21 protein-coding genes and 1 pseudogene are annotated in these 26,609 nt (G+C 70.6%); 16 read left to right on the top strand and 6 right to left on the bottom strand.

The features are described 5' to 3' along the window. Window positions 1–9 precede the first annotated feature (9 nt). The 3 genes from OHT01_RS15890 to OHT01_RS15880 all read right to left on the bottom strand — a co-directional run bounded on the left by OHT01_RS15890 (window position 10) and on the right by OHT01_RS15880 (window position 3,736). Window positions 10–1,173 carry an acyltransferase family protein gene (locus OHT01_RS15890; protein ID WP_328553818.1) on the bottom strand — a complete coding sequence of 388 codons (1,164 nt, stop codon included), beginning with the start codon at window positions 1,171–1,173 and terminating at the stop codon, window positions 10–12. Between the two features lie 251 nt (window positions 1,174–1,424). Beyond that, window positions 1,425–2,759: an alpha-2,8-polysialyltransferase family protein gene (locus OHT01_RS15885; RefSeq protein WP_328553817.1), complete on the bottom strand. Its 1,335-nt coding sequence runs from the start codon at window positions 2,757–2,759 to the stop codon at window positions 1,425–1,427. Further along, window positions 2,756–3,736 carry a glycosyltransferase family 2 protein gene (locus OHT01_RS15880; RefSeq protein ID WP_328553816.1) on the bottom strand — a complete coding sequence of 327 codons (981 nt, stop codon included), beginning with the start codon at window positions 3,734–3,736 and terminating at the stop codon, window positions 2,756–2,758. Before OHT01_RS15880 ends, OHT01_RS15885 begins: the two co-directional genes overlap by 4 nt. Before the next feature lie 198 nt (window positions 3,737–3,934). Between OHT01_RS15880 and OHT01_RS15875 the strand changes: the two genes are divergently transcribed. From OHT01_RS15875 to OHT01_RS15815, 13 genes and pseudogenes are all read left to right on the top strand, one after another. Continuing rightward, a complete protein-coding gene (locus tag OHT01_RS15875) occupies window positions 3,935–5,272 on the top strand; it encodes a DUF6716 putative glycosyltransferase (protein WP_328553815.1) in 1,338 nt (445 codons plus the stop codon). 77 nt (window positions 5,273–5,349) lie between these two features. Then, window positions 5,350–6,696, top strand: coding sequence for an N-acylneuraminate cytidylyltransferase (locus OHT01_RS15870; protein WP_328553814.1), 1,347 nt, complete (start codon window positions 5,350–5,352; stop codon window positions 6,694–6,696). A 14-nt stretch (window positions 6,697–6,710) separates the two neighbouring features. Beyond that, complete coding sequence (locus OHT01_RS15865; protein WP_328553813.1) at window positions 6,711–7,649, top strand: N-acetylneuraminate synthase family protein; 939 nt, start codon at window positions 6,711–6,713, stop codon at window positions 7,647–7,649. Between the two features lie 38 nt (window positions 7,650–7,687). Next, window positions 7,688–8,767, top strand: a complete 1,080-nt coding sequence (locus OHT01_RS15860; RefSeq protein ID WP_328553812.1) for a hypothetical protein — start codon at window positions 7,688–7,690, stop codon at window positions 8,765–8,767. A gap of 425 nt (window positions 8,768–9,192) precedes the next feature. Further along, complete coding sequence (locus tag OHT01_RS15855; protein WP_328558135.1) at window positions 9,193–10,413, top strand: M20 family metallopeptidase; 1,221 nt, start codon at window positions 9,193–9,195, stop codon at window positions 10,411–10,413. 327 nt (window positions 10,414–10,740) lie between these two features. Further along, a complete protein-coding gene (locus tag OHT01_RS15850; RefSeq protein WP_328553811.1) occupies window positions 10,741–11,799 on the top strand; it encodes a BMP family lipoprotein in 1,059 nt (352 codons plus the stop codon). Between the two features lie 314 nt (window positions 11,800–12,113). Next, entirely contained in the window at window positions 12,114–13,166 is a 1,053-nt protein-coding gene (locus OHT01_RS15845; protein ID WP_328553810.1) for a BMP family lipoprotein, read from the top strand. A gap of 243 nt (window positions 13,167–13,409) precedes the next feature. Continuing rightward, entirely contained in the window at window positions 13,410–15,101 is a 1,692-nt protein-coding gene (locus OHT01_RS15840; RefSeq protein ID WP_328558134.1) for an ABC transporter ATP-binding protein, read from the top strand. Then, on the top strand, window positions 15,101–16,225 hold the full coding sequence (locus tag OHT01_RS15835) for an ABC transporter permease (RefSeq protein ID WP_328553809.1): 1,125 nt from the start codon (window positions 15,101–15,103) through the stop codon (window positions 16,223–16,225). The genes OHT01_RS15840 and OHT01_RS15835 overlap by 1 nt, the downstream gene beginning before the upstream one ends. Before the next feature lie 59 nt (window positions 16,226–16,284). Continuing rightward, the gene (locus tag OHT01_RS15830) at window positions 16,285–17,487 is read left to right on the top strand and encodes an ABC transporter permease (protein WP_405918448.1); all 1,203 of its coding nucleotides are present in this window, start codon (window positions 16,285–16,287) and stop codon (window positions 17,485–17,487) included. Next, entirely contained in the window at window positions 17,484–17,897 is a 414-nt protein-coding gene (locus OHT01_RS15825) for a cytidine deaminase (RefSeq protein ID WP_328553807.1), read from the top strand. The genes OHT01_RS15830 and OHT01_RS15825 overlap by 4 nt, the downstream gene beginning before the upstream one ends. 67 nt (window positions 17,898–17,964) lie before the next feature. Next, window positions 17,965–19,248, top strand: a complete 1,284-nt coding sequence (locus OHT01_RS15820) for a thymidine phosphorylase (RefSeq protein ID WP_328553806.1) — start codon at window positions 17,965–17,967, stop codon at window positions 19,246–19,248. Between the two features lie 306 nt (window positions 19,249–19,554). Then, window positions 19,555–19,794: pseudogene (locus OHT01_RS15815) on the top strand (STAS domain-containing protein); the annotation flags it as partial. Window positions 19,795–19,833: 39 nt separating this feature from the next. Here OHT01_RS15815 and OHT01_RS15810 read toward each other — a convergent pair. Continuing rightward, window positions 19,834–20,910: a sigma-70 family RNA polymerase sigma factor gene (locus tag OHT01_RS15810; RefSeq protein ID WP_328553805.1), complete on the bottom strand. Its 1,077-nt coding sequence runs from the start codon at window positions 20,908–20,910 to the stop codon at window positions 19,834–19,836. Window positions 20,911–21,049: 139 nt separating this feature from the next. Beyond that, window positions 21,050–22,363, bottom strand: a complete 1,314-nt coding sequence (locus OHT01_RS15805; RefSeq protein WP_328553804.1) for an MFS transporter — start codon at window positions 22,361–22,363, stop codon at window positions 21,050–21,052. 62 nt (window positions 22,364–22,425) lie between these two features. Here OHT01_RS15805 and OHT01_RS15800 point away from each other — a divergent pair, with 62 nt between their 5' ends. Further along, window positions 22,426–23,388 carry a LysR family transcriptional regulator gene (locus OHT01_RS15800; protein ID WP_328553803.1) on the top strand — a complete coding sequence of 321 codons (963 nt, stop codon included), beginning with the start codon at window positions 22,426–22,428 and terminating at the stop codon, window positions 23,386–23,388. Between the two features lie 434 nt (window positions 23,389–23,822). Here the strand turns inward: OHT01_RS15800 and OHT01_RS15795 are convergent, their stop codons facing one another. Further along, the gene (locus OHT01_RS15795; protein WP_328553802.1) at window positions 23,823–24,584 is read right to left on the bottom strand and encodes an alpha/beta hydrolase; all 762 of its coding nucleotides are present in this window, start codon (window positions 24,582–24,584) and stop codon (window positions 23,823–23,825) included. A 113-nt stretch (window positions 24,585–24,697) separates the two neighbouring features. Here OHT01_RS15795 and OHT01_RS15790 point away from each other — a divergent pair, with 113 nt between their 5' ends. Continuing rightward, window positions 24,698–25,852 carry an adenosine deaminase gene (locus OHT01_RS15790; protein ID WP_328553801.1) on the top strand — a complete coding sequence of 385 codons (1,155 nt, stop codon included), beginning with the start codon at window positions 24,698–24,700 and terminating at the stop codon, window positions 25,850–25,852. Between the two features lie 143 nt (window positions 25,853–25,995). Next, window positions 25,996–26,349 carry an ATP-binding protein gene (locus OHT01_RS15785; RefSeq protein ID WP_328553800.1) on the top strand — a complete coding sequence of 118 codons (354 nt, stop codon included), beginning with the start codon at window positions 25,996–25,998 and terminating at the stop codon, window positions 26,347–26,349. Window positions 26,350–26,609 lie beyond the last annotated feature (260 nt).

Here is a 26,609-nt window from a genome sequence, read left to right as displayed (position 1 = left end):
GCCGACCGGTTACGGGCGCGGCTTCGACAGGGCCGTACGGAGCTTCGGGGTGAGCCACTTCTCCACGTACCGGTTGAGCAGCCAGGCGAGCAGCAGCATGGTGGCGACCGTGGCCAGGAACGTCCCGTACGACGGGAGGTGCAGGGTCTGGTGGTAGGCCTTGATGGCGACCCAGCCCAGGTGCTCGTGGACCAGGTAGAACGGGTACGTCAGCGCGCCCGCGACCGTCAGCCAGCGCCAGTTCGCCCAGCGCAGCCAGCCCAGCGCGATCGCGGCCACGGCGACGTAGCCGAAGGTGACGACGAGCAGGATGCCGAGGGACGAGCGGTCGGAGAAGAACCGCGGGTTCGGGGCGTGCCACAGGCGCTGGACCGCGTAGTGCTGGCCGATCAGCCAGCTCACGCCGACGATGCCCCAGGCGTGCGCGTCACGCCGGTTGCGGTGCACGAGGTAGAGGCCGACACCGCCGATGAAGTACGGGGCGTACTCCGGCATCAGGACCATGTTCAGGAGCGGCTCGTCCACGCCCTGCGCGATCGCCGCCGCCAGGGTCCAGCCCGCGCAGAAGAGGATCACGCGCTGCCGGTTCGCCCCGGGCAGCACGATGCACAGCGCGAAGAGGGCGTAGAAGCGGATCTCGGCCCACAGGGTCCAGCACACGCCCAGCACCCGGTCGACGCCCAGCGGCTGCTGGAGCATCGTGAGGTTGACCAGCGCGTCGCTCGGGGAGACCGCCTTGTACGCGACGACGGGCAGGGCGAACACCGCCGTCACGATGATGATCGCGGCCCAGTACGCGGGCAGCAGCCGGGAGGCCCGGGAGGCGAAGAAGGAGCGCAGGGGCCGGCCCCAGCCGCTCATGCAGATGACGAAGCCGCTGATCACGAAGAAGACCTGCACGCCCAGGCAGCCGTAGGCGAACAGGTGGTGCAGGGTGGGGAACTGATGCTTCGGCGAGCTGCCCCAGGCCTGGACGACCTCGCCGTCCCGGCCGCCGTAGTGGTATCCGGCCACCATCAGGGCGGCGATCAGCCGCAGTCCGTCGAGGGCGCGCAGCCGGTTCTCCCGGCGCGCCGCGGGCTTGGGCGCGCGGGGCGTCTCGGCGGGTGGCAGGACGGTACGGACCACGGTGCCGGTTGACGTCCCGCGGGCCTCCTCGGGCGTGTCGATCACAAGGTTCCCCTCGATGGGACTCGGCTGGCCCACAGCACGTTAGTCCGATAGTCGGGGATGTTTACGCCCTGGCGAGGCCGGTTTGTCGTCCCGCCCACGGGAGTTCATCCAGGGGACGCCCCCGCGTTGAGAACTCTTCCGAATCGTGACAAATCGCCCTCGGGTGTGGCGGCCCGAAAAAGGAGCGGGCCCGGTCGTGTCCGACCGGGCTCCGCCCCCAGGTGCTTCGCCGGGAAACCCCCGTCGCCGCCTCAGCGGCCCACCGCCCGCTTCAGGGAGCGCGCCCTGCGGGCGACCCGCCGTACGGTCGCGTTGCGCGGGATGAAGGCGAGCTGTGCCGGGACCGCTCCGGGCAGGGCCAGCGAGGTGAGGCGCTTGCGCTTGAAGTAGCGCCAGGTGTGCTGGGTCAACTGGTGCGTCAGATAGCTCTCGGCCGCGGGCCGCAGGTCCGGGTAGATCTTCGGCTGCATCGCGAAACCGACGGCTCTCAGCAGCTTCGTCAGGTCCGCCACGTCCATGCCGGGGCGCTGCCCGGTGACCGCCGCGCTGTCCGACAGATCGGGCAGCAGCGCGTCGACGATGGTCACCGGGACGCGGTTGCTGTTCTCGTACGGGGCGAGGCGGTCCAGCAGCGATCCGGTTCCGACGCGGGCGACCGGCAGGCCGTACAGCGCGGACGCGGTGAGCAGCGCCGTGGAGAAGCACCCGACGACCAGCGCGGGACGCATCCGCTGGTAGAGCACCTCGGCGAGGACCGGGGTGTCGAGGACGGTGAGGTCCGCGCCCAGTTTCTCCGCCTCCTTCTCCAGCATCCGCGACCAGCGCGCCGGGGCCGAGGGGTGCGGTTTGAACACCACACGGGTGTGGCCGAGCGCGAGGGCGCCCCTCAGCATCCGTACGTGGAGCTGCTCCTCCTCCTCGGCGGTGAGGATCTCCAACGCGGAGAGGTACTGGCCGAGCAGCAGCGCCGGCTCGTCGACGGACGGCAACTCGTCCCCGGTGTCGACGAGTTCGGCCAGCACCTTCACGAACGCATCCGTGGGCACGATCTCCGGCTCGACGTCGAACTCGGTGAGCAGCAGCGGCTTGAGGCCGTGGACCAGGTCCAGGTGGAGCAGCCGGGTCACCCGGGTGCCGACCAGCGGGTCGATCTTGTTGCGGGTGGGGCCGTAGCTCATCAGGCCGTCGGCGTACACCGTGACGGGCGCGCCCATGAAGATCTGGGAGACGCCCAGCGCCGGGTTGACCTGGATCGACTCGACGGCCAGCTCGACGTCGTCGTCACCGAGGTTCCAGGCGAGCCGCAGATGACGCTCCCACAGGGGTACGTCGTCCGGCCGCGGGGTCCAGCCGCCCGGGTGGAAGGGGGAGATGGTCTCGTTCCACGAGATGACCTCGTCGAAGCGGCCGCGCAGCCGCTCGAAGCCGGGCATCCCGTCCACGGCGGACGTCGTCTCCGGCGTCGCCGCGTTGTTGGAGACGAGCAGGATGCGCCGGTCGGCGGGTCCGAAGGCGTCGGTGTCGAGGGCCGCGGCGAGCGTGGCCGTCCCGTACAGCGTGGACGCCATGAAGATCTGGGTGGTCACGCGGCCACCCCCGCGGCGGGCGCGGGCCGTCGGCGCAGCCGGCGCAGCCGGGTGGCGCGCTGGACGTCCATGGAGTCGAGGGCCTCGTCGAGCACGTCCTGCGGCATGCGCCGCAGCGCGACGGCACTCATGGACTTCAATTTCCGTGCCACCGCGGGCTCGAACCTTTCGATGGATCCCAGGTGATGGGAAATGATCGCGCAATATGTGCGCACGGCTTTGGGGAGGAGTTTTCCCGCGTCCCGGTCCTCGGCGGTTTCCGCGACGACCTGGTCGAACGCGCGAATGAAATCGAGTTGGCGCACATCCCCGATCTGGGTGAGTGAGGAGGCGACGCCACGCCGGTAGAACACACCGAGCAGCCCCACCGCGGCGAAGGATTCCGCCTCCCGGTGCAGCTTCCAGATCCACGGCCGGTCCTCGGCGGTGCGCAGCCCGTCGGTGAAGTGGAGCAGCCCGCGGTCGACCAGCCGGCGGTGGTAGATGCCCGCCCAGGCGTAGGCGTAGTCGACGGAGGTGGACCGGTCGGAGGGCAGGATGGCGTCACGAGGGTCGAGGACGACTCCGCGGCGGCCGTGCGGAACACGGTGGACGGTGCGGGCCCGCGCGGTGCACTGGACATGGTCCGTACGGACGAAGTCGCAGCCCAGGTCCTCGATGGAGGAGACGAGTCGCTCGTAGTATCCGGGGGCGAGCCAGTCGTCCCCGTCGAGGAACGTGAGGTACTCGCCACGCGCTCTGTCGATCCCGGTGTTGCGCGCGGTGGCCAGTCCTCCGTTCTTCTCGTGTCTGACATACACCGCACCCGGGAGCTCGCGCTCCGCGCGCGCGAGGATGTCCGGTGTCTCGTCGCGCGAGCAGTCGTCGACGAGAATGAATTCGAAGTCCTGCCGTGCGTTCGCACGCAGGCTCTTCAGGGTGTCGGGCGCATATTGCTGCACGTTGTAGAACGGCACGATGACGGAGAGCTTGACCACCCGAGTGACGTTAAGGGGCGGCCCGGCATTCGTCTTGACCGTTGGTGGGATACGAGGTGAACGACGCATGGCGGAACTGTGAACCGCGTCGTTTTCTCAGCCGATCCCTGGCCGATTCCCCATTCGTCGATGTGCTGTTAACCGTTTGTTGTATTCGGGTTGGGCCGCTCCTCGAAATGGGTTCCTAGCGTCTAGGACGTGCCAGCAAGTACCACGAAGTCCCTGCGAGTGGCCGTCCTCGCGGATTCCGACACCAGGTGGAAATGGGGCTCGCTCACCGCGAGCCGCGTCTGCCCGGCCGACTCGGACATCCGCCTCGACGGGTTCCTCCTGCGCGGCCGTGCCACCCCGACCGCCCGCCAGCTCGAAGAGGTGGGCGTCCGCGCGGACTCCCTCCGCGAGGTCACCGCCGTCGAGTTCCTGCGCGAGCTGGGCAAGGAGGACTGCCCGTACGACATGGTCGTCCTCTCCCTGGTCGGCGGCGCCGTCCAGGCGGTGCTGCACGGCCTGGCCCGCGCCTGGGACGGGCGGACGAAGCGGCCCCTGGTCGTCACCGGCTACGTCGGCGTCGTCTACGAGAAGCTCGCCGACGGGCTGCTCCTGCGGCACGGCGCGGATCTCGTCCTCGCCAACTCCCGCCAGGACGCGGACCGTTTCCGGGCCGTGTACGAGGGGGTCGGCGCGGACGCCGGGTCGGTGACCGAGGTCGCGCTGCCCTTCCTCGGCGGGGCGGTGTACCCGGAGAACGACCCGTCCGTGGAGCAAGGGCGCAGGCCTCGCACGGTCGTCTTCGCCGCGCAGCCCTCCGTACCGGAGAGCCGCAAGGACCGTACGTACCTGCTGGACCGGCTGATCCGGCACGCGCGGCTGCACCCGGACCGGGAGGTCCTGCTCAAGCTGCGCTCCAGGCCGGGCGAGCACACCACCCACATCGAGGAGCTGCCGTACCAGAAGCTGGTGCAGAAGGCGGACCCGCCGGCCAACTTCCGGCTGGTGTACGGGCACATGGGTGAGGTCCTCGACCGCACCGACCTGCTCGTCACCGTCAGTTCCACCGCCGCCCTGGAGTCCCTGCACCGGCGCATCCCCACCGTCGTCCTCAGCGACCTCGGGGTGCGCGAGGCGCTCGGCAACCACCACTTCGTGGGCTCCGGCTGCCTCGCCTCCTGGGACCAGCTCGACACCGGGCACCGGCCGGTGCCCGACGCCGCGTGGGTGGCCCGGCAGGGCGTCGCCGCCGACGGATCGTACGAGACGGCCTTCGACACCGCCCGGCGGCGCATCACCGAGCTGCTGACGGCGGACGAACTGCCGCCCCTGGCCCCCTACTACACGCCCGTCACCGCGCCCGGCTATCTGCCCGGCATCCTCGCCCGCCACCACCTCGGCCCGGACGGCAGCCCGCTGCCCGGCGCTCCCGCGGCGGACCGGGAACCCAGCCCCGTACGGCAGTTCGTGCGCCGGGCCGCCCGCGGCGCCTACCGCCACGGCGTCCAGCGCGTGGCACCGGTGATCCGGCGGATGGGCGAACTGTGAGCGCCCCCGACAGCGGGCAGCCCGCGGTCCCTCGCCCCCCACGTCCTCCTCGCCTCCCTCGTCAAGGAGCACAGCGCATGACCAACTCAGAAACGGGCCAGGCCGCGCCGGTGCGCCGCGTGCTCGCGGTGATCCCCGCGCGCGGCGGCTCCAAGGGCGTGCCCGCGAAGAACCTCCTGCCCGTCGGCGGTGTGCCGCTCGTGGCCCGAGCGGTGCGCGAGTGCCGCGCCGCCCGCCTCGTGACGGACGTGGTCGTCTCCACCGACGACCAGGCCATCGCGGCGGCCGCCCGCCAGGCCGGCGCCGAGGTCGTGCTGCGCCCCGCGGCCATCGCCGGCGACACCGCCACCTCCGAGGCCGCCGTCCTGCACGCCATGGACACCCACGAGGCGTTGCACGGCTCCCCGGTCGACGTCGTGCTGCTCGTGCAGTGCACCAGCCCGTTCATCGTCCGCGAGGACGTGGACGGCGTCGTGGACGCGATCGTCGTGAACGGCGCGGACACGGCGCTGACCGTGGCCCCCTTCCACGGCTTCGTGTGGCGCGACGGCGACGACGAGCCCGCGGCCGCGGTGGCCGCCGGGACCGGCAGCGCGACCGTCGACGGCCGCACCGGCGTCCTGGTCGCCGACACCGCCACCACCGGCGGCTACGGCGTCAACCACGACAAGTCCTTCCGCCCGCGCCGCCAGGACCGCCCCCAGGACCTCCTGGAGACCGGAGCCGTCTACGCCATGGAGGCCACCGGCTTCCGCCGGGCGAGGCACCGCTTCTTCGGCCGCACCGAACTCGTGCGCACCGACCCGGCCCGGGTGCTGGAGATCGACGACCCGCACGACCTCGCCCGTGCCCGTGCCCTCGCGCCGCTCTTCGACGCGACCATCCCCCGAGTTCTCGGCTCCGCTCGAACAGGGGGGACCCCCATCGGCTCCCTCCCGGCCGCCGACGACATCGACGCGGTCGTCCTCGACTTCGACGGCACCCAGACCGACGACCGGGTGCTGATCGACTCCGACGGACGGGAGTTCGTCTCCGTGCACCGCGGGGACGGCCTCGGCATCGCCGCCCTCCGCAGGAGCGGACTGGCGATGCTGATCCTGTCCACGGAACAGAACCCGGTCGTCGCCGCCCGGGCCCGGAAACTCAAGATCCCGGTCCTGCACGGCATCGACCGGAAAGACCTCGCACTGAAGCAGTGGTGCGAGGAGCAGGGCATCGCGCCCGAGCGCGTGCTCTACGTCGGCAACGACGTCAACGACCTCCCCTGCTTCGCCCTCGTGGGCTGGCCGGTCGCGGTCGCGAGCGCCCACGACGTCGTGCGCGGCGCCGCACGCGCGGTCACCACCGTCCCCGGTGGCGACGGCGCGATCCGAGAGATCGCCAGCTGGATCCTCGGCCCCTCTCTCGACTCCCTCGACAAGTAAGGAACTTCCCCGCCATGAGCACCAACTCCCGTCTGCGCAGCTTCGGTTCCAAGACCGCCGGCCCGGGTCACCCCGTCTACGTCGTCGGCGAGATCGGCATCAACCACAACGGTGAGCTGGAGAACGCCTTCAAGCTCATCGACGCCGCCGCCGAGGCCGGCTGCGACGCCGTCAAGTTCCAGAAGCGCACCCCGGAGATCTGCACCCCGCGCGACCAGTGGGACATCGAGCGCGACACCCCCTGGGGCCGCATGACCTACATCGACTACCGCCACCGGGTGGAGTTCGGTGAGGACGAGTACCGCCAGATCGACGAGTACGCCAAGAGCAGGAACATCGACTGGTTCGCCTCCCCGTGGGACACCGAGGCCGTCGCCTTCCTGGAGAAGTTCGACGTCCCGGCCCACAAGGTCGCCTCCGCCTCGCTGACCGACGACGAGCTGCTGCGCGCGCTGCGCGGCACCGGCCGCACGGTGATCCTGTCCACCGGCATGTCGACGCCGAAGCAGATCCGCCACGCGGTCGAGGTCCTCGGTAGCGACAACATCCTGATGTGCCACGCCACTTCGACCTACCCGGCGCAGGCCGAGGAGCTCAACCTCCGCGTCATCAACACCCTCCAGGCCGAGTACCCGAACGTGCCGATCGGCTACTCCGGCCACGAGACGGGCCTGCAGACCACGCTCGCCGCGGTCGCCCTGGGCGCGGCCTTCGTCGAGCGCCACATCACCCTGGACCGCGCGATGTGGGGCTCCGACCAGGCCGCCTCCGTCGAGCCGCAGGGCCTGACCCGCCTCGTCCGCGACATCCGCACCATCGAGGCCTCCCTCGGCGACGGCGTCAAGAAGGTCTACGACTCCGAGCTCGGCCCGATGAAGAAGCTGCGCCGCGTCACCGGCGTCGTCGCCGAGGCCGAGATCGCCGCGGCCGCGGGCGAGCCCGTCTCGGTCTGAACGCCCTGAATTCCTTACGACGGGACGGTCGTACGTCGATGAGCCCCCGCGCCGGTTCCACCGGCTCCCCCACTCTCGCCTTCGTCGAGAGTCCGGTACAGCTCCTGAACGTGCTGGAATGGGCGCACGCACACGCCCGCAACGGTGCGGCACCCGGCGCGGGGCTCACCCTCGTCGTCCTGTCCCCCAACGACCCGATGACCCGCGGCCAGCTCCGCCGGATGGCGGAACTGGCCCGCGACGAGGGCCACGCGGTCCGCTGGGAGGAGGCGCGCGGTGGCACCACGGCCCCCTTCCACACCATCGGGGGCCTGGCACCGCTGCTCCGCCGGGCCCGGCGGATCGTCATGGGGGACCCGTTCTCCCGCTATGTGCAGCTGTTGCTGACCATCACCCGGGCGCAGGACCTGGTCGTGGTCGACGACGGCACGGCGACGATGGAGTTCGTCGCCCAACTCGCCCGCGGTGAACGCCTGGTGCGCTGGCACCGGCGCGGTGGCCGCCCCGGCCCGCGGGACGTTCTCTTCGCCCCCGTGTCCGCCTCGGCCCGCCGCCGGCTGACGCCCTCCGGCCGCCGTACGGTCGAGGTCTTCTCCTCGATGCCGATCGAATCGGCACCGGACGGCGTCCGGATCACCGCCAACGACTTCGCCTGGACCAGGGCCCGGTTCGGCCCGCCGCGCATCACCAGGACCGCGGACATGGTCGGCACCTCCCTCGTCGAGACGGGCGTGGTCGACCCCGACCGCTATCTGGGCGCGGTCCGCTCGCTCGCCAAGGCGCACGGCGCGACCCGCTATTTCGCGCACCGCCGCGAGAGCGCCGACAAGCTGCACCGGCTGGCCGCCGAGACGGGACTGGAGATCGTCCGCCCCGACCTGCCGCTCGAACTGATCGCCCGGCGCGGTCCCATCGGCCGTACGATCCTGAGCTTCCCGTCGACGGTCGTGCACACCCTGCCGCTCGCCCTGGTCGGCACCGAGGTGCGCGTCGCCGTCTGCGACATCGACCCGAGCTGGCTGACGGAGAACGCCTCGCCCCGGGCCCAGGGCTTCCTGTCCGGGGTGACCGGGACGGCCCGTGACGTGCACCGGCTGTCGGCGGTGGCCACCGCCTAGGACCGGTCACAGCCCGGCGTCGTGAAGGGCCGCCGCGCCGCGCCGGGCCCTTCACGACCCACCGGCCACCGCGCCCCGCCCTCCGGCACTCACGGAATGTGACCGGCGCGTAGCGTGCCGGTGACGGTTTCGGAATCCGGTTACGGTGTTGTGAGACTGTGGAGGCCGGATACGGGAATGCGCCCGGGTGTACGGGGTGTTCCCTCCTGCACATCGGCGGGCGATCCCCGGCCGAGTCGGATCACAGCCGGTCACCTCGACCCGTTCAAGATCCAAACGCCCGAAGAGCCGGGCGAGTCTACCCATCCTCATAGCCAGCCATGCGCCGCGCGGCCAGATTTTCTTCCCCTAACGGGCTGAACTTTTGTTGATCGTGGGTCAGTTGGCCGCCCGATCGTCCTACCCTTCAAAGGGTGAACCAACTGATGTCCCGAGAGTCCGAGGCCGATCTCCCCGGGGAGCCGCTGCTCCCGGGCGCGCTGCCCGAGGCACTGCGCGCCGAACTCGTGGCGTTCCGTCGCGACCTTCACATGCACCCGGAGCTCGGCAACCAGGAGTTCCGCACCACCGCGGCCATCAAGGCGCGCCTGGAGCAGGCGGGCCTGGAGCCGCGTGTCCTCGCCATCGGGACCGGCCTCATCTGTGACATCGGGGACCCGGACGACGTACGCCCCATGCTGGCGTTGCGCGCCGACATCGACGCGCTGCCCATCCCGGACACGAAGAGTGACTGCGCCTACCGCTCGACGGTGCCCGACCGTGCTCACGCCTGCGGCCACGACATCCATACGACGGTCGTGCTCGGCGCCGGTCTCGTCCTCGCCGACCTGCACGCGAAGGGCCTGCTGCCCCGGCGGGTCCGGCTGATCTTCCAGCCCGCCGAGGAGGTACTGCCCGGCGGCGCCCCGGACGCGATCGAGTCGGGCGTACTCGAAGGGGTCGGGCGGATCGTCGGCGTGCACTGCGACCCGAGGGTCGACGCGGGGCGTATCGGACTGCGGCACGGCGCCATCACCTCGGCGTGCGACCGGCTCGAAGTGTCCCTGGACGGCGCGGGCGGCCACACGGCGCGCCCCCATCTCACCACCGACCTCGTCACCGCCGCCGCCCGCGTGGTGACCGACGTGCCGGCGCTCGTCGCCCGGCGCGTGGACGCCCGCAGCGGGCTCGCGGTCACCTGGGGACGTATCGAGTCGGGTCACGCCTGCAACGTGATCCCGCAGCACGCCGAGCTGTCCGGGACGATCCGCTGCCTGGACCTCGACGCCTGGCGGGCCGCTCCGGACCTGGTCCACGCGGCCATCGACGAGATCGCGAACCTCTACCGCGCCAAGTCCGAGATCAACTACATCCGGGGCGTCCCGCCGGTCGTCAACGACCCGGCCGTCACCGACCTGCTCCGCGACGCGATGACCGCCCGGCGCGGTGCGCAGTCCATCGAGGACACCGAGCAGAGCCTCGGCGGCGAGGACTTCTCCTGGTACCTGGAGCACGTGCCCGGCTCGATGGCCCGCCTCGGGGTGCGCTCGCCGGGCGACCGCACGACCCGCGATCTGCACCGGGGCGACTTCGACGCGGACGAGCACGCGATCACGGTCGGCGTCGAGATGTTCACCGCCGCGGCCCTCCTGGACGAGCGGCCCTGAGGGCGTCGGGCGCGGCCGGTGACTCAGGTCGCGCCCCCGGACCCCCCGCAGTAGCGTGGTCCCCAGTCATTCATCAGTCACTCCATGGAGCAGGAGCCACGCTCTCCGTCACCTGGGATCCGTTTCCCGGACACGCCGTGTGACGGCTGTGGTGGGTGCTGCGTCCCCGAACGTGCCTTTCGGCCCGGTGGTTCACAAGGACGTAACCGGCCATCGGCACGAATGGATAACGGCCCGGCGGAACCCCGTTCCCTGGACGGTCTACGCGCGTTAATGTGCGCCGAACTCAGCACCCACTGCGGGGCTTTGGAGAATGGGGAGCTTCAGATGCGTCGGATAGCCAGCCTGACCCGCGTCGCGGTGGGGGTCGCGTCGCTCGCACTCGCCGCCACGGCCTGCGGCGGCACCAGTAGTGACAGCAACAGCAGCAGCAACAGCAGTTCGAGCGGCGGCGCCAAGGGCCTCGCCATCGCGTACGACGTCGGCGGCAAGGGCGACCAGTCCTTCAACGACGCCGCGTTCGCCGGTCTGGAGAAGGCGAAGAAGGAGTTCGGCTACAAGACGGCCGACGTCGAGCCCAACGACAACGAGACGGACGCCGACAAGCAGCAGCGTCTGGAGTCGCTGGCCAGGCAGGGCTACAACCCGGTCATCGGCATCGGCTTCGCCTACGGCCCCGCGCTGGAGAAGGCCGCCGCTAAGTTCCCGAAGACCAGCTTCGGCATCGTGGACTCGGTCGTCCCGGGCAAGAACGTGGCCTCCCTGGTCTTCGCCGAGCAGGAGTCCTCGTACCTCGCCGGTGTCGCGGCCGCCAAGGCCACCAAGAGCAACGTCGTCGGCTTCATCGGCGGCGTGGACGTTCCGCTGATCCACAAGTTCGAGGCCGGCTACACGCAGGGCGTCAAGGACACCAAGCCCGGTGTGAAGGTCCTCTCGCAGTACCTGACGCAGACCGCCGCCGAGGGTGGCTTCTCCAGCCCCGACAAGGGCAAGGCCGCCGCCGAGGGCCAGATCGAGAAGAAGGCCGACGTCCTCTACGCCGCGGCCGGTCTGTCCGGCCAGGGTGTCATCGAGGCCGCCTCCAAGGCGGGCGTGTGGGCGATCGGCGTCGACTCCGACCAGTACAAGCAGGCGGCGCTGTCGGCGTACAAGGACAAGATCCTGACCTCCGCCCTCAAGGACGTCGGCGGCGCGGTCTACACGCTGTCCAAGTCCGTCCACGACGGCAAGCCGCTGACCGGCACGCAGACCTTCGACCTCAAGGTCAACGGTGTCGGCCTCGCCGACAGCAACCCGAAGATGGGTGAGATCGCCGGTCTCACCGACGCCGTGGCCAAGGCCAAGGCGGCCATCGTCGACGGCAGCATCAAGGTCAAGACCAGCTAGTCGCCGCGAGCGGCGGGTGATCGCGGCGGGCCGGTCCCGCCACCTCTCCGCCGGCCGGGCGAAACATGGTGGAAGTGCAGCGGAACGGGCGGGCACCCAGGTGCCCGCCCGTTCCGCTGTCCGCTTCCGGGATCACTCACCGCCACTTTCCCTTTGCGATCGGCAAGTACCCGGCCCGTGGGTACGTGGCGTCGGGCACAGCCGGATAACAAGGTGGACAGAAGGGGTTTTCTAGTTGGTCTACGCGCGTTAATCTGCGGCGAAGCCAGCGCCGAAGCTGAACCGTCAGGCGCTGAACGACAGGAGCACACGTAATGCGCCGGGTTACCCGCATCGCGCTCGCAGGTACTGCGACCGCCTCTCTCGCCCTCGCTCTCTCCGCCTGTGGCGGCACCTCGACCTCCTCGTCCTCCGCGGACGCCAAGAGCGGTCACAAGGGCCTCGCCCTCGCGTACGACGTCGGCGGCAAGGGCGACCAGTCCTTCAACGACGCCGCGTACGAGGGTCTGAAGCAGGCGAAGGCCGAGTTCAAGTACGACACCGCCGACCTCGAGCCCACCGACGGCGAGACGGACGCGGACAAGACGCAGCGCCTGGTCTCGCTGGCCAAGCAGGGTTACAACCCGGTCATCGGCATCGGCTACTCCTACGGCCCGGCCGTCAAGGCCGCCGCCGCGAAGCTCCCGAACACCACCTTCGGCATCGTCGACGACTCCACCGTCACGGCGAAGAACGTCGCGGACCTGGTCTTCTCCGAGCAGGAGGCCTCCTACCTGGCCGGCGTCACCGCCGCCAAGGCCACCAAGACCGACACCGTCGGCTTCATCGGCGGCGTGGACGTTCCGCTGATCCACAAGTTCGAGGCGGGCTTCGAGCAGGGTGTCAAGGACACCAAGCCGGGCGTCAAGGTCCTCTCGCAGTACCTCACCCAGACGGCCCAGGAGGGTGGCTTCTCCAGCCCCGACAAGGGCAAGACGGCCGCCGAGGGTCAGATCGAGAAGAAGGCCGACGTCGTCTACGCCGCGGCCGGTCTGTCCGGTCAGGGTGTCATCGAGGCCGCCTCCGCCAAGAAGGTCCTGGCCATCGGTGTCGACTCGGACCAGTACCTGCAGCAGGCGCTGGCCCAGTACAAGGACTCGATCCTGACCTCCGCCACGAAGGACGTCGCCAAGGCGGTCTACACCCTGGCGAAGTCGGTCGAGGACGGTAAGCCCGAGAGCGGTATCGTTCGGGGCGATCTGAAGTCCGGTGAGGTCGGCCTGGCCGATTCCAACCCGGCGTTCAAGAACAACACCGCGATCCAGGACGCCGTCAAGGCCGCCCAGGAGAAGATCATCAGCGGTGCGATCAAGGTCAAGACCAGCTGACGAGAAGTACCTCAGGAGCAGCCAATGCGGTCCCGGGGAAGTTCGGGCAAGTCTCTGTGCCGTCCGGCACGGGGAGGCGCCCGCTCTGCCCCGGAGTCGCTTGGTAACCGCGGGGTTACGTCCGCTCAACGGGATACGAGGAGTCTTGCTCCCCGTATCCCGTTCTCGCGGCGCGTGGCCCCTTTCGTTGCCGTAGGGGCGCTACGCGCGTAGACGACCCCCTTTCCCTCAGGAGAGTGCGCCATCAACGCGTCCAGCAGCCCTCCGGCCGGCGCGGTCGACGGTCAGCCGACCGCTGTCGAACTCGCCGGGATCACCAAGCGATTCCCTGGCGTCGTGGCCAACCACGACATCCACCTCAGCGTCCGCAAGGGCACCGTGCACGCCCTCGTCGGCGAGAACGGCGCCGGCAAGTCGACGCTGATGAAGATTCTCTACGGCATGCAGAAGCCGGACGAGGGCACCATCGCCGTCGACGGCGAGCAGGTCACCTTCTCGTCGCCCGCGGACGCCATCGGCCGCGGCATCGGCATGGTCCACCAGCACTTCATGCTGGCCGACAACCTCACCGTCCTGGAGAACGTCGTCCTGGGCAGCGAGAAGCTGTACGGCATCGGCGGCAAGGCCCGCCGCAAGATCGTCGAGCTCTCCGAGCGCTACGGCCTCGGGGTCCGCCCCGACCTCCTGGTCGAGGAGCTCGGTGTCGCCGACCGGCAGCGCGTGGAGATCCTCAAGGTCCTCTACCGCGGCGCCCGCATCCTGATCCTGGACGAGCCCACCGCCGTCCTCGTGCCGCAGGAGGTCGACGCCCTCTTCGAGAACCTGCGCGAACTCAAGGCCGAGGGACTGTCGGTCATCTTCATCTCGCACAAGCTGGGCGAGGTCCTCTCGGTCGCCGACGACATCACGGTCATCCGGCGCGGTACGACGGTCGGCACCGCCGTGCCGTCCGAGACGACCCCGCGTCAGCTCGCCGAGCTGATGGTCGGCAGCGAACTGCCGACGCCGGAGACCTCCGAGTCGACGGTCACCGACCGGGCCGTCATCGAGGTCGAGGACCTGACGGTCTTCGCCAAGGGCTCGGTGTCGATGGGCAAGGGCTCCGCGGCCCTGCTCATGGACGAGGTGGAGCGCGGCGCCGTACGGCTCGTCCTCGACCATGTCTCCTTCACCATCCACGCCGGTGAGGTGATGGGTATCGCCGGTGTCGAGGGCAACGGCCAGACCGAACTCATCGACGCGCTGATCGGCCTCAAGGGCGCCGACTCCGGTGTCATCCGCTTCGCGGGCGACGACATCACCGGCCTCTCGACGCGCAAGCGCCGCGAGAACGGCATCGGCTACATCCCCGAGGACCGCCACCGCCACGGCCTCCTCCTGGAAGCCCCCCTCTGGGAGAACCGCATCCTCGGCCACGTCACCGAGAAGCCCAACGCCAAGGGCGTCTGGATCGACATCAAGGGCGCCCAGCAGGACACCCGCCGCATCGTCGAGGAGTACGACGTCCGTACCCCCGGCATCGACGTCACCGCGGCCTCGCTGTCCGGCGGCAACCAGCAGAAGCTGATCGTCGGCCGCGAGATGAGCCACAAGCCGAAGTTCCTGATCGCCGCCCACCCCACCCGCGGTGTGGACGTCGGCGCGCAGGCGCAGATCTGGGACCAGATCCGCGCGGCGCGCCGCGAAGGGCTCGCCGTCCTGCTGATCTCCGCCGACCTGGACGAGCTGATCGGCCTGTCCGACACCCTCCGGGTGATCTACAACGGCAAGCTGGTCGCGGACGCGGACCCGGCCACCATCACCCCGGAGGAACTCGGCTCGGCCATGACCGGTGCCGCCTCCGGACACCTGGAGAACGAGGAGCTCGCCGAAGCGGCCGAGCTCGAAGAGCCCGCCGAGAACCCGGCGGACGCCCCGGAAGACGAGGCCCGCTGATGAAGAAGTTCGACAAGGAGCGCCTGCTCCTCGGGGTGGCCGGACCGGTCATCGCGCTCGTCGTCGCCGTGGCGCTGACCTCGATCGTGCTGCTCGCCTCGGGCAAGAGCCCGATCGAGCCGTACACGATCATGTTCCAGCAGGCGACGTTCTCCGACATCCAGGTCCTGATCATCAACCAGGCCTCGCTGTACTACATCGCGGCACTGGCGGTGGCCATCGGCTTCCGGATGAACCTCTTCAACATCGGTGTGGACGGCCAGTACCAGCTCGCCGCCATGATGGCCGCGATCGTCGGCGCGCACGTCGCGCTGCCGGCCGTGCTCCAGGTCCCGCTGCTGATGCTGACCGCGATCTGCACCGGCGCGTTCTGGGCCGGAATCGCCGGTGTCCTCAAGGTCACCCGCGGGGTCAGCGAGGTCGTCGCGACGATCATGCTGAACGCGATCGCGACCTCCGTCATCGCCTACCTGTGGCTGCCCGACGTCTTCGGCGTCAAGCTCGGCAACAACAACACCACCGGCGAGATGCACAAGTCCGGCTGGATCCCCGGGTTCAACATGGGTGACGCGGGCGAGATCTACGGCCTGGTCATCCTCGCCGTGCTCCTCGGCATCGGCTACTGGATCGTTCTCAACCGCACCCGCTTCGGCTTCGACCTGCGCGCCTCCGGCGCCTCCGAGTCCGCCGCCGCGGCCAGCGGTGTCGACCCCAAGCGCATGGTGCTCACCGCGATGCTGCTCTCCGGCGGCATCGCCGGACTCGCGGGTCTGCCGATCCTGCTCGGCGACACCCACACGTACAGCCTCAACTTCCCTGTCGGCATCGGCTTCCTCGGCATCGGTATCGCGCTGCTCGGCCGCAACAGCCCCGTCGGCATCGCGTTCGCGGCCCTGCTGTGGGCCTGGCTCGACAAGGCCTCGCCCGAGCTCGACTTCCACGGGTACGACAAGGAAATCGCGGTCATCATGCAGGGCCTGATCGTGATCGCGGTCGTGGTCTCGTACGAGGCCGTCCGCGAGTGGGGTCTGCGCCGCCAGCAGCGCCGCGTCGGCGCGGAAATCGCCGCGGGCAACGTCCTCGGCGCCACCGACAACACCGAGAAGGAGGTGGCTGGCCAGTGACCACCGCAACCGACGTCAACCAGCCCACGCTTCAGCCCGCGGCTCCCGGCAGCCGCCGGATGTCGCTTCCCGTCCTCCTGCTGGTGATCGCGGGCGCCCTGGCGCTGACCTCGATCGTCCGCATCATCACGGGCGCCGACGGCATCACCAACGTCAGCCAGATGTCGACCGCGCTCGAACTGGCCGTCCCGATCGGCCTGGCCGGTCTCGGCGGTCTGTGGGCCGAGCGCTCCGGCGTCGTCAACATCGGCCTCGAAGGCATGATGATCCTCGGCACATGGTTCGGTGCCTGGGCCGGCTACCAGTGGGGCCCGTGGACCGGCCTCCTGGTCGGCGTCATCGGCGGCGCCGTCGGCGGTCTGCTGCACGCGATCATGACGGTCACCTTCAACGTCAACCACATCGTGTCCGGTGTGGCCATCAACATCCTGGCGCTCGGTGTCACCCGCTATCTCTCCCCGCTCGCCTTCGAGGGCGTCCCGGGCGGCTCGGCCAAGCAGTCCCCGCCGGTCGACTCGCTCGGCCAGTTCACCGTGCCAGGGCTCTCCGACTGGCTCACCACCCTGAACTCCAAGGGCTGGTTCTTCGTCTCGGACGTCGCGGGTCTGCTCGGCGGCCTGGTCACCGACGTCTCCTGGCTGACGCTGATCGCCGTCGCGCTGATCCCCGCCACCTGGTGGATCCTGTGGCGCACCCCGTTCGGTCTGCGCCTGCGGTCCTGCGGTGAGAACCCGATCGCGGCCGAGTCGCTCGGCGTGAACGTCTACAAGTACAAGTACATCGCGGTGATCATCTCCGGCGGTCTGGCCGGCCTCGGCGGTGTCTTCCTCTCCATCGTCGCCAACCCCTTCTACCTGGAGGGCCAGACCGCCGGCCGCGGCTACATCGGTCTCGCCGCGATGATCTTCGGCAACTGGATGCCCGGCGGACTGGCCCTGGGAGCGGTCCTGTTCGGCTACACCGACAGCCTCAACCTGCGCGGCGGCTCGGAGAACGTCCACGCCCTGCTGCTGCTCGGCGCCATCCTGCTCGTCATCGGCGCGATCTGGCTCGCGGTCAAGAAGAAGTACGTGTCCGCCGCCATCACCCTGGTCGTCGGCGTCCTCGTCTTCCTCTGGTACGCCACGACCAACGAGGTGCCCAGCCAGATCGTCTCGGCCACGCCGTACGTCATCACCCTGCTCGTCCTCTCGCTGTCGGCGCAGCGCCTGCGCATGCCGAAGGCGGACGGCCTGCCGTACCGGAAGGGACAGGGCAAGTGACGTCCGCCGGCGCGGCGTCCGCGGACGTCGACTGGGAGGAGCTGCGGGAGGTGGCCCGTACGGCGATGTCCCGCGCGTACGCCCCCTACTCGGAGTACCCGGTCGGCGCCGCCGCCCGCGTCGACGACGGCCGGATCATCTCCGGCTGCAACGTCGAGAACGCCTCCTACGGCCTCGGCCTGTGCGCCGAGTGCGGTCTGGTCTCCGAGCTGCACACCACCGGCGGCGGCCGGCTGACGCACTTCACGTGCGTCGACGGGCGGGGCGAGATCCTCGTCCCGTGCGGACGCTGCCGGCAGCTCCTGTTCGAGTTCGGCGGGGGCGATCTGATCCTGGAGACGCCGGACGGGCTCGTGACCCTCTCCGAGATGCTGCCGCAGGCCTTCGGCCCCGGACATCTCACCAAGTAATGCCCCGCGGCCCCTCCTGATCGACCGATCCCAGGGAGGGGCCGCTCATCTTTTCGGAAGGAACGCCATGGCCATGGACGCCGTCTCTGTCATCCGCACCAAGCGGGACCGCGCCGAACTCACCGATCAGCAGATCGACTGGGTCATCGACGCGTACACCCGCGGCGAGGTCGCCGACTACCAGATGGCCGCCCTCAACATGGCGATCCTGCTCAACGGCATGAACCGCCGTGAGATCGCCCGCTGGACGGCCGCGATGATCGCCTCGGGCGAGCGCATGGAGTTCTCCTCCCTGTCCCGCCCGACCGCCGACAAGCACTCCACGGGCGGGGTCGGCGACAAGATCACCCTCCCGCTGGCCCCGCTCGTCGCCGCCTGCGGCGCGGCGGTGCCCCAGCTCTCCGGGCGCGGCCTCGGCCACACCGGCGGCACCCTGGACAAGCTGGAGTCGATCCCGGGCTGGCGCGCGCTGCTGTCCAACGAGGAGATGCTGCACGTCCTCGACACCACGGGCGCGGTCATCTGCGCGGCCGGCGACGGCCTCGCCCCCGCCGACAAGAAGCTCTACGCGCTGCGCGACGTCACCGGCACGGTCGAGGCGATCCCGCTCATCGCCTCCTCGATCATGTCCAAGAAGATCGCCGAGGGCACCGGCTCGCTCGTCCTGGACGTGAAGGTCGGCACCGGCGCCTTCATGAAGACCATCGAGGACGCCCGCGAGCTGGCCTCCACGATGGTGGGCCTGGGCACCGACCACGGGGTGAAGACCGTCGCGCTCCTCACGGACATGTCGACCCCGCTCGGCCTGACCGCGGGCAACGCCCTGGAGGTCCGTGAGTCCGTCGAGGTCCTCGCCGGCGGCGGCCCCGCCGACGTCGTCGAGCTCACCATCGCCCTCGCGCGCGAGATGCTCGACGCGGCCGGGATCAAGGACGCCGACCCGGCGAAGGCCCTCGCCGACGGCTCCGCCATGGACGTGTGGCGCCGCATGATCGCCGCGCAGGGCGGCGACCCGGACGCCACGCTGCCCGTCGCCCGCGAGCAGCACGTCGTGACCGCCTCGGCCTCCGGGGTGCTGACCCGCCTCGACGCGTACGACATCGGGATCGCCGCCTGGCGCCTCGGTGCCGGACGCGCCCGCAAGGAGGACCCGGTGCAGGCCGGCGCGGGTGTCGAGCTGCACGCCAAGCCGGGCGACACGGTGACCGCGGGCCAGCCCCTCATGACCCTCCACACGGACACCCCGGACCGCTTCGAGTACGCGCTCCAGGGGGTCGAGGGCTCGTACGACATCGCGCCGGCCGGAACGGACTTCAAGCCGTCCCCGATCGTGCTGGACCGTATCGCCTGACCTGCGGTCTCCTCCTTCGGGTGAACGGGACCGGTGGACCTCCACCGGTCCCGTTCGGCCACTCCAAGGGCGATGTCCACCGCCCCCTCGGCACCGCCAAGGTCGGCGAGGCGGTCAACCTGAAGGGCGCCGTCACCCATCGCGGATTCGTAGGGCGTGCGTCCAACCCGAGGGGGAGGAGCGGGCACGGGTCCACATGATCCGCTGTGCCGCCGACGACGATCCGCCGCGTCGCCGGGGTCGATCCTCCGAGCCGTCCGCGATGACGCTTCGCGTCGCCGTGGGTGATCCACTGCGTCGACCGCGATGAGTTCGGTGTCCCTGGCCGGTCTACTGACCGTGGACTCCGCGAAACCGGCCGTACTCGTGCTGCCAGGACTCGTTGCCCCGGGCGAGGTGCCCGGGCTCTGCGAGGCCGTCCGGACGCTTCTCGGCACGACCGGCGCCGGGGTCGTGGTCTGCGACGTCGAGAACCTCGGGCCGCCCGGACTCACCGCCGTCGACGCGCTGGCGCGCATGGAACTGGCGGCCCGCCGCGCGGGCGGCCGGATACGCCTGCGCGGCCCCGACCCCGCGCTGACCGCCCTACTCGATCTCGTCGGCCTCCGCTTCGAGACCTGCGACGGCTCCGGCGCCGACGGCCCCCCGGGTTCTGAGTGCCTCGGCCTCTTCGGCGCCGTCGATGCGCAGGGGCAGTCCGAAGAGCGGGAACCAGCGGGCCGTGTCCAGGAAGCAGTGGAACCCGGCGATGCGGCCCTTTGAGATCTCCAGCGCCTGCACCGCCCAGGGCGAGTAGCCGCCGCCGTCCTCGTCCGGCTTGTACTGGGCGAAGCCCGGCAGGCCGTTGACCTCGACCGGGATCAGGAGCGAACCGGCGCAGGCCGCGCCCAGTGTCGTCATGAAGCCGGTGATGTCCTCCGTGCCACGCAGCCACAGGTCGAACGGCGGCATCGTCATGATCGCGTCCTCGTGCAGGAGCGCCGTCAGAGCCGTCATGTCGTACCCCTCGAAGGCCGCCACATAGCGCTCCAGGAGCTTCTGCTGCTCCTCGTCGAGCGGGTCGGAGGTGGCGGCGTCCGCGCCCGCCCCCTCGTTCTCGGCGAGGGTGGCGCGGGCCCGCTGGAGCGCGCTGTTGACCGACGCGACCGTGGTGCCGAGCAGTTCGGCCACCTCGCTCGCCTTCCACGCGAGGACCTCGCGCAGGATGAGGACCGCGCGCTGCTTGGGCGGCAGTTGCTGGAGGGCCGCCATGAAGGCGAGGCGCACCGACTCCTTGGCGACCGCCGCCTCCGCCGGATCACCGGCCGAGGGCAGCACGCGGGCGTCCGGCACCGGCTCCAGCCAGGTGTTGTCCGGGCGCGGGGTGAGCGCCGCCTGTGCGAGCGGCGAGGGAGCCGAGAGATCCATGGGACGAGCCCTTCGGTTGCCCGCGTTGAGCATGTCCAGGCAGACGTTCGTCGCGATCCGGTACAGCCAGGACCGCATCGAGGACCGGCCCTCGAACTTGTCGTAACTGCGCCAGGCCCGGACCATCGTGTCCTGCACCGCGTCCTCGGCCTCGAAGGACGAGCCGAGCATCCGGTAGCAGTACCCGGTCAGCTCGACCCGGTGCTTCTCCAGCCGGACGTCCAGGTCCGCGGTAGTCGCCGTACCCTCGCTCATGGCCAACCCACCCCTGTGGCTGTTTCCGTTCGGCGCGTCATTGCGCCGGCACTTCGGAAGCTACCGCAGCCCACTGACAATGGCGTGCGGAGCTGGGAAAGCCGCAGGTCACAGGGGGGTGCCGGAGAGACCGCGGGCCTCAGTGGGCCAGCGCGGGCCCGCGGCGGGAGGCCGTGCGGGCCGCGTGGGAGCCGAACAGGGTGATGGAGACGACTCCCAGCACCGCGAACAGCCCCATGGCCACCGTGCCCGCCCAGCCCCCGGCGTGGAAGGCGACCGCGCCGAGCGTGCTGCCGGCGCTGGAGCCGATGTAGTACGCGGACTGGTAGAGGGCCGAGGCCTGCGCCCGCCCCTTCCTGGCGGTGTGGCTCACCGACGACGACGCCACCGCGTGGCCCGCGAAGAAGCCCGCGGTGATCAGGACCAGACCGGTCAGGACCAGTGCGATCGAGTCCCCGAGGGTCAGGAGCAGACCGGCGGTCGTGGTGCCGCCCGCCAGGTAGAGGGAGCCGCGGCGGCCCAGGCGCCCGGCCAGACGCCCCGCCGTCGACGCCGACACCGTACCGACGAGATAGACCAGGAAGACCGAGCCGACGATCCCCTGCGGGAGCGAGAACGGCGCCTCGCCGAGGCGGTAGCCGATGACCGTGTAGACCCCGCCGAACACCATCATGAACAGCGCGCCGATCGCGTACAGCCGGCACAGCAGTGGGTTCGCCAGATGGTCGCGCACGGTGCGGGCCAGCACCCGTGGCCGCAGCGAACCCCGCGCGAAGTGCCGCGGCGCCGGGAGCAGCAGCCGGAAGGCCACCGCGCAGACCACGGCGATCAGCCCGATGGTGCCGACGGCCACCCGCCAGCCCCACTCCTGCGCGACCCACCCGGTGATGACCCGGCCGCTCATCCCGCCGACGCTGTTGCCCGCGACGAACAGGCCGATCGCGGTGATCAGCGCCTTGGGGCGGACCTCCTCCGCCAGATACGCCGTCGCCGAGGCCGGAAGCCCGGCGAGCGCCGCGCCCTGCACGGCCCGCAGCGCCACCAGCGCGCCGATCGACGGTGCGAAGGGGACCAGGAGACCGACGGTGACCGCCACCGCCAGGGACGCCGTCATCAACGTACGCCGTCCGAAACGCTCCGACAGCGCGCTCATCGGCAGGACGAACAGCGCCAGCCCGCCGGTCGCGGCCGACACCGTCCAGCTCGCCTCGCCCGCGCTCACCCCGTAGTCCGCGGAGACCAGCGGGAGCAGGGCCTGGGTGGAGTAGAGGAGCGCGAAGGTGGCGACGCCCGCGAGGAAGAGCGCGAAGCTCATCCGGCGGTAGCCCGGCCCGCCGGGCGCCAGACGGGAGTCGTCGAGGGCGGTGGGGACAGCGGCGGTGACGGAGTCGGCGGCAGGAGCGGAAGCGGCGGCGCCCACGGTGGTGGACGCCCCGGTACTGGCGGAAGGCATGTCCCGAACCTAAGGACCCGTTGTTCATCCGTCCAATGCATGGAATCGCCATAATCGTTCCCATGGTGCATCAGCAGAGGTCAGAAGCTCACCTGTCACCGTTCAGTGACACAGAAGACAGCGCCCATCTTGCGAGACTGCTCGCCCCACGCCTCGCGTACTTCGCCGGCGTCGCCCGCACCGAGCACGTCACCCGGGCCGCCCAGGAGATGCAGGTACCCCAGTCGACGCTGTCCAGGGCCATGGTCCGGCTCGAACAGGATCTGGGCGTCGACCTGTTCGCGCGGCACGGCCGGACGGTGTCGCTGACTCCCGCGGGCCGCACCTTCCTGTCCTCCGTCGAGCGGGCCCTCGCCGAGATCGAGCGCGCCGCCGACGAGGTGCGCGCGGACGCCGACCCGGCCACCGGCAAGGTCGCCTTCGGCTTCCTGCACACGATGGGCTCGGAGACGGTGCCAGGGCTGATCCGCGCCTTCCGCGCCGACCATCCGCGGGTCCGCTTCAGCCTCGTGCAGAACTACGGGGAGGCGATGCTGGAGCGGCTGCGTTCGGGCGAACTGGACCTGTGCCTCACCTCGCCGGTGCCGGACGCGCCCGATCTGGTGGGGCGCAGGCTCGACGAGCAGAAGCTCCGGCTGGTCGTGCCCGCCGACCATCCGCTCGCCGGCCGCAAGCGCGTCCGCCTGGCCGAGGCGGCCGACGAGACCTTCGTGACCCTGGAACCCGGCTACGGGATGCGCCGCATCACTGACGACCTGTGCCAGGAGGCCGGGTTCCGGCCGCGCATCGCCTTCGAGGGGGAGGAGGCGGAGACGCTCCGGGGCCTGGTCGCCGCGGGACTCGGGGTGGCGCTGCTCCCGCCACCGGCCGTCGCCCGCCCGGGAGTTGTCGAACTCACGGTCACCGCCCCGCGCGCCGTGCGCGAGATCGGCGTCGCCTGGCTCGACGGCCACCCGGACACCCTGCCGGTGGCCGCCTTCAAGAAGTTCCTCCTGTCCCGCCGAGGCCACCTACTCCCCGACTGAACAACCGGGGCACCCCCCGAGACATTTGGCCCTGGCTCTCTGGCCCTGGCTCCGTGGTTCCGGCCCTGGCTCCCGGCTTCCTGGCCCCGGCCCTGGTTCCCTGGCCCCGGCCGTTGCTCTCTGGCTCCGGTCTCGGTCCCGGTCTCGGGCCTCCGCCCCGGCCTTGGTCTCGGGCCTCGGGCCTTGGGCCAGGCTTCGCCTCGGTCTCGGGCCTTGGGCCAGGCTTCGCCTCGGTCTCGGGCCTCGGCCCCAGGCTTCGCCCCGGTCCCGCCCCTGGCCCTGGCCCCGCCCCGGGGTCCCGGCTGTGGGTCCCCGACCCCGGGGGTCAGTCGCCCGGCGTCGGCCGCCCGATCCACCGCGTCGCGCGACCGGGCCGCGGTCGGGCGGTCGCCCGACTGTCCGGCACCGAGCCCCGACGCGCGGACGGCCGCCTCCTACCGGTGCAGCGACTGTCCGAACCCCGCGGCCAGCGGCATGCGCAGGCCGAGCGGCGGCGGGGCCGCGAACGCGTCCTCGACCGGGCGGGAGAAGGCGTGCCCGAACAGGACGCCGAGCACGAAGTCCTCCGCGAGGGCGAGGACTTCGTGTCGGTGCTGGTGCAGCGCGTGCCCGTCCGAGTGGACCTCGAAGCGGCAGATGCCGCGGTTGGCCTTCTTCGCGCGCGCCGCGAACCGGAACGACAACTCGGGGTCGGTGCGCTGGTCGTTGGTGCCATGCACGATCAGCACGCGCCGGCCGGCCAGGTGCTTCACCGGTTCGGGTGGCGCGGCCACGTCGTCCTCGGGCAGCCAGGGTGCCAGCGCCAGCACGGAGTTGACGGCCGGGTGCCCGCCGGCGCGCAGCGCCGCCCGGCCGCCCATGTCGACGCCGACCAGGCACACGGGGACGTCGCCGTAGCGGCGGACGACCTCGTCCGCGGCCCAGGACGCGTCGGCCGCGAGATGGGCCTCGCTGCCGTTCCAGCCGCGGACGCGGTAGTGCACCACGTGGGTGACCAGGCCTTCCGCGCGTCCCGCGCGGGCCAGCCGGCGCCCCAGCGCACGTACGGAAGCGGTCGCCATCATGGGGGAGGGTCTTCGGGCCGAGGTCTCCTCACCGCCCGGCAGCAGCAGAACAACTCCGCTGACCGTCGTCGGCTCAGGGCCGAGCGCCCTCCCCAGCCGGGCCGTGCGAACCGGCGTCGCTTGCTGTGCCATGACAGAACAGTGTCAGAAGCAAAGGTGTACGCCACCCGTCCGCACGGTCACCGTTACATATCGGCGGATGCGTACACCAGGAGATCTACGCGCGTAGGGGCTAGAGTGCGAAAATGACGAGCCAGATTCGGAACACCCCGAGCTCGGAGCAGATCCGCCGGGCGCCCAAGGTCCTGCTGCACGATCACCTCGACGGGGGACTGCGCCCCGGCACGATCGTCGAACTCGCCCGGGAGACGGGATACGCCGACCTCCCCGAGACCGATCCCGGCAAGCTCGGGATCTGGTTCCGTGAGGCCGCCGACTCCGGTTCGCTGGAGCGGTACCTGGAGACCTTCGCCCACACCTGCGCCGTCATGCAGACCCGCGAGGCCCTGGTGCGGGTCGCCGCCGAGTGCGCCGAGGACCTCGCCGAGGACGGGATCGTCTACGCCGAGGTGCGGTACGCGCCCGAGCAGCACCTGGAGGGCGGGCTCAGCCTCGAAGAGGTTGTCGAGGCGGTCAACGAGGGCTTCCGGGAAGGGGAACGGCGGGCCCGGGAGAACGGCCACCGCATCCGGGTCGGCGCCCTGCTGACCGCGATGCGGCACGCGGCCCGCGCCCTGGAGATCGCGGAACTCGCCAACCGCTACCGCGACTCGGGTGTCGTCGGCTTCGACATCGCGGGCGCCGAGGCCGGTTTCCCGCCCACCCGGCACCTCGACGCCTTCGAGTACCTCAAGCGCGAGAACAACCACTTCACGATCCACGCCGGCGAGGCGTTCGGTCTGCCGTCCATCTGGCAGGCGCTCCAGTGGTGCGGCGCCGACCGGCTCGGGCACGGCGTCCGCATCATCGACGACATCGAGGTGCTGGAGGACGGCTCGGTGCGGCTCGGGCGGCTCGCGTCGTACGTCCGCGACAAGCGCATCCCGCTGGAGCTGTGCCCGAGCTCCAATCTCCAGACCGGCGCCGCCGACTCGTACGCGGCGCACCCCATCGGGCTGCTCCGGCGGCTGCATTTCCGTGCCACGGTGAATACCGACAACCGCCTCATGTCGGGCACGAGTATGAGTCAGGAATTCGAGCACCTTGTCGAGGCGTTCGGTTATTCACTCGACGACATGCAGTGGTTCTCGGTCAATGCTATGAAGTCAGCATTCATTCCTTTCGATGAACGACTGGCCATGATCAATGACGTCATCAAGCCCGGATATGCAGAACTGAAGTCCGAATGGCTGTTCCAGCAGACCGCTTCGACCAGCGGTTCTGTAGCGGATCAAGCCTGATTGAAGCGGGTGGAAATCGGCCGGGTCTTCACTTCTTCTCCATGACTCGGCCGCTTTTCGTTGTTTGCGGAGGGCGGGTTCACGTGTTTACGGTTTTGGACCGCTCACATCCCCGCTTCACCCATCCCAAGGACGCACACACGATGAAGCAGTCTGCTGCCAAGACCCTCGGTGTCGCCGCTCTAGGCGCCGCTTTCGCCGCTGTCGGCGCGGGCGCCGCGAACGCCGCCCCGGCCGTGCCGGACGCCTCCTCGGCGCTGGACACCGTCACCAGGACGCTGCCCGCGGAGAACGTCGCCGCGGCGCTGCCCGGTGCCGGTCATGCGCTCGCCCAGGGCCAGAGCGCCCTCGGCACGGGCGTGTCCGCCGCGAAGCCCGCCGCCGGGCGCCTCCTCGCCGACAGGCAGGCCGTGCCCATGGCCGGACTGCTCGGGGGGATGCCGCTGCAGGGGCTGCCCACCCACGGTCTGCCCGTGAACGGGATCCCGCTGGGCTGACGCCCGCCCCTCCGCTCCCCGTTTCCGCCCCCGTTTCGCCCCGTCTCCGCTCTTCGCCGGACGGAGGTCCCCCGGCCTGTCCGAGCCCGGGGCCTTCCCGGCCGCACGAGGACCGGCCGCACGAGGACCGGTAGCGCGAGGAACCGCCGTACGAGGACCCGCCGTACGGAGACCGGTCGTACGAGACCGGCTGTACGAATGCCGGCTGTACGAACGCCGGTGGGGCGCGCCCGAGAAGGGTGCGCCCCACCGGCGTTCGC

The sequence above is a fragment of the Streptomyces sp. NBC_00358 genome (genome assembly GCF_036099295.1).
Taxonomy (GTDB): Bacteria; Actinomycetota; Actinomycetes; order Streptomycetales; family Streptomycetaceae; genus Streptomyces.
Note: the sequence above shows the minus strand (reverse complement) of the source record. Positions and strands in the feature narration are given on the sequence as shown.

Bases quoted from the DNA above. Each gene is read 5' to 3' on its own strand.
- OHT01_RS15870 (WP_328553814.1), top strand. From the start codon at position 5,350: ATGACCAACTCAGAAACGGGCCAGGCCGCGCCGGTGCGCCGCGTGCTC.
- OHT01_RS15865 (WP_328553813.1), top strand. From the start codon at position 6,711: ATGAGCACCAACTCCCGTCTGCGCAGCTTCGGTTCCAAGACCGCCGGC.
- OHT01_RS15860 (WP_328553812.1), top strand. From the start codon at position 7,688: ATGAGCCCCCGCGCCGGTTCCACCGGCTCCCCCACTCTCGCCTTCGTC.
- OHT01_RS15855 (WP_328558135.1), top strand. From the start codon at position 9,193: ATGTCCCGAGAGTCCGAGGCCGATCTCCCCGGGGAGCCGCTGCTCCCG.
- OHT01_RS15850 (WP_328553811.1), top strand. From the start codon at position 10,741: ATGCGTCGGATAGCCAGCCTGACCCGCGTCGCGGTGGGGGTCGCGTCG.
- OHT01_RS15845 (WP_328553810.1), top strand. From the start codon at position 12,114: ATGCGCCGGGTTACCCGCATCGCGCTCGCAGGTACTGCGACCGCCTCT.
- OHT01_RS15835 (WP_328553809.1), top strand. From the start codon at position 15,101: ATGAAGAAGTTCGACAAGGAGCGCCTGCTCCTCGGGGTGGCCGGACCG.
- OHT01_RS15830 (WP_405918448.1), top strand. From the start codon at position 16,285: ATGTCGCTTCCCGTCCTCCTGCTGGTGATCGCGGGCGCCCTGGCGCTG.
- OHT01_RS15820 (WP_328553806.1), top strand. From the start codon at position 17,965: ATGGCCATGGACGCCGTCTCTGTCATCCGCACCAAGCGGGACCGCGCC.
- OHT01_RS15810 (WP_328553805.1), bottom strand. From the start codon at position 20,910: ATGAGCGAGGGTACGGCGACTACCGCGGACCTGGACGTCCGGCTGGAG.
- OHT01_RS15805 (WP_328553804.1), bottom strand. From the start codon at position 22,363: ATGCCTTCCGCCAGTACCGGGGCGTCCACCACCGTGGGCGCCGCCGCT.
- OHT01_RS15800 (WP_328553803.1), top strand. From the start codon at position 22,426: ATGGTGCATCAGCAGAGGTCAGAAGCTCACCTGTCACCGTTCAGTGAC.
- OHT01_RS15795 (WP_328553802.1), bottom strand. From the start codon at position 24,584: ATGGCACAGCAAGCGACGCCGGTTCGCACGGCCCGGCTGGGGAGGGCG.
- OHT01_RS15790 (WP_328553801.1), top strand. From the start codon at position 24,698: ATGACGAGCCAGATTCGGAACACCCCGAGCTCGGAGCAGATCCGCCGG.
- OHT01_RS15785 (WP_328553800.1), top strand. From the start codon at position 25,996: ATGAAGCAGTCTGCTGCCAAGACCCTCGGTGTCGCCGCTCTAGGCGCC.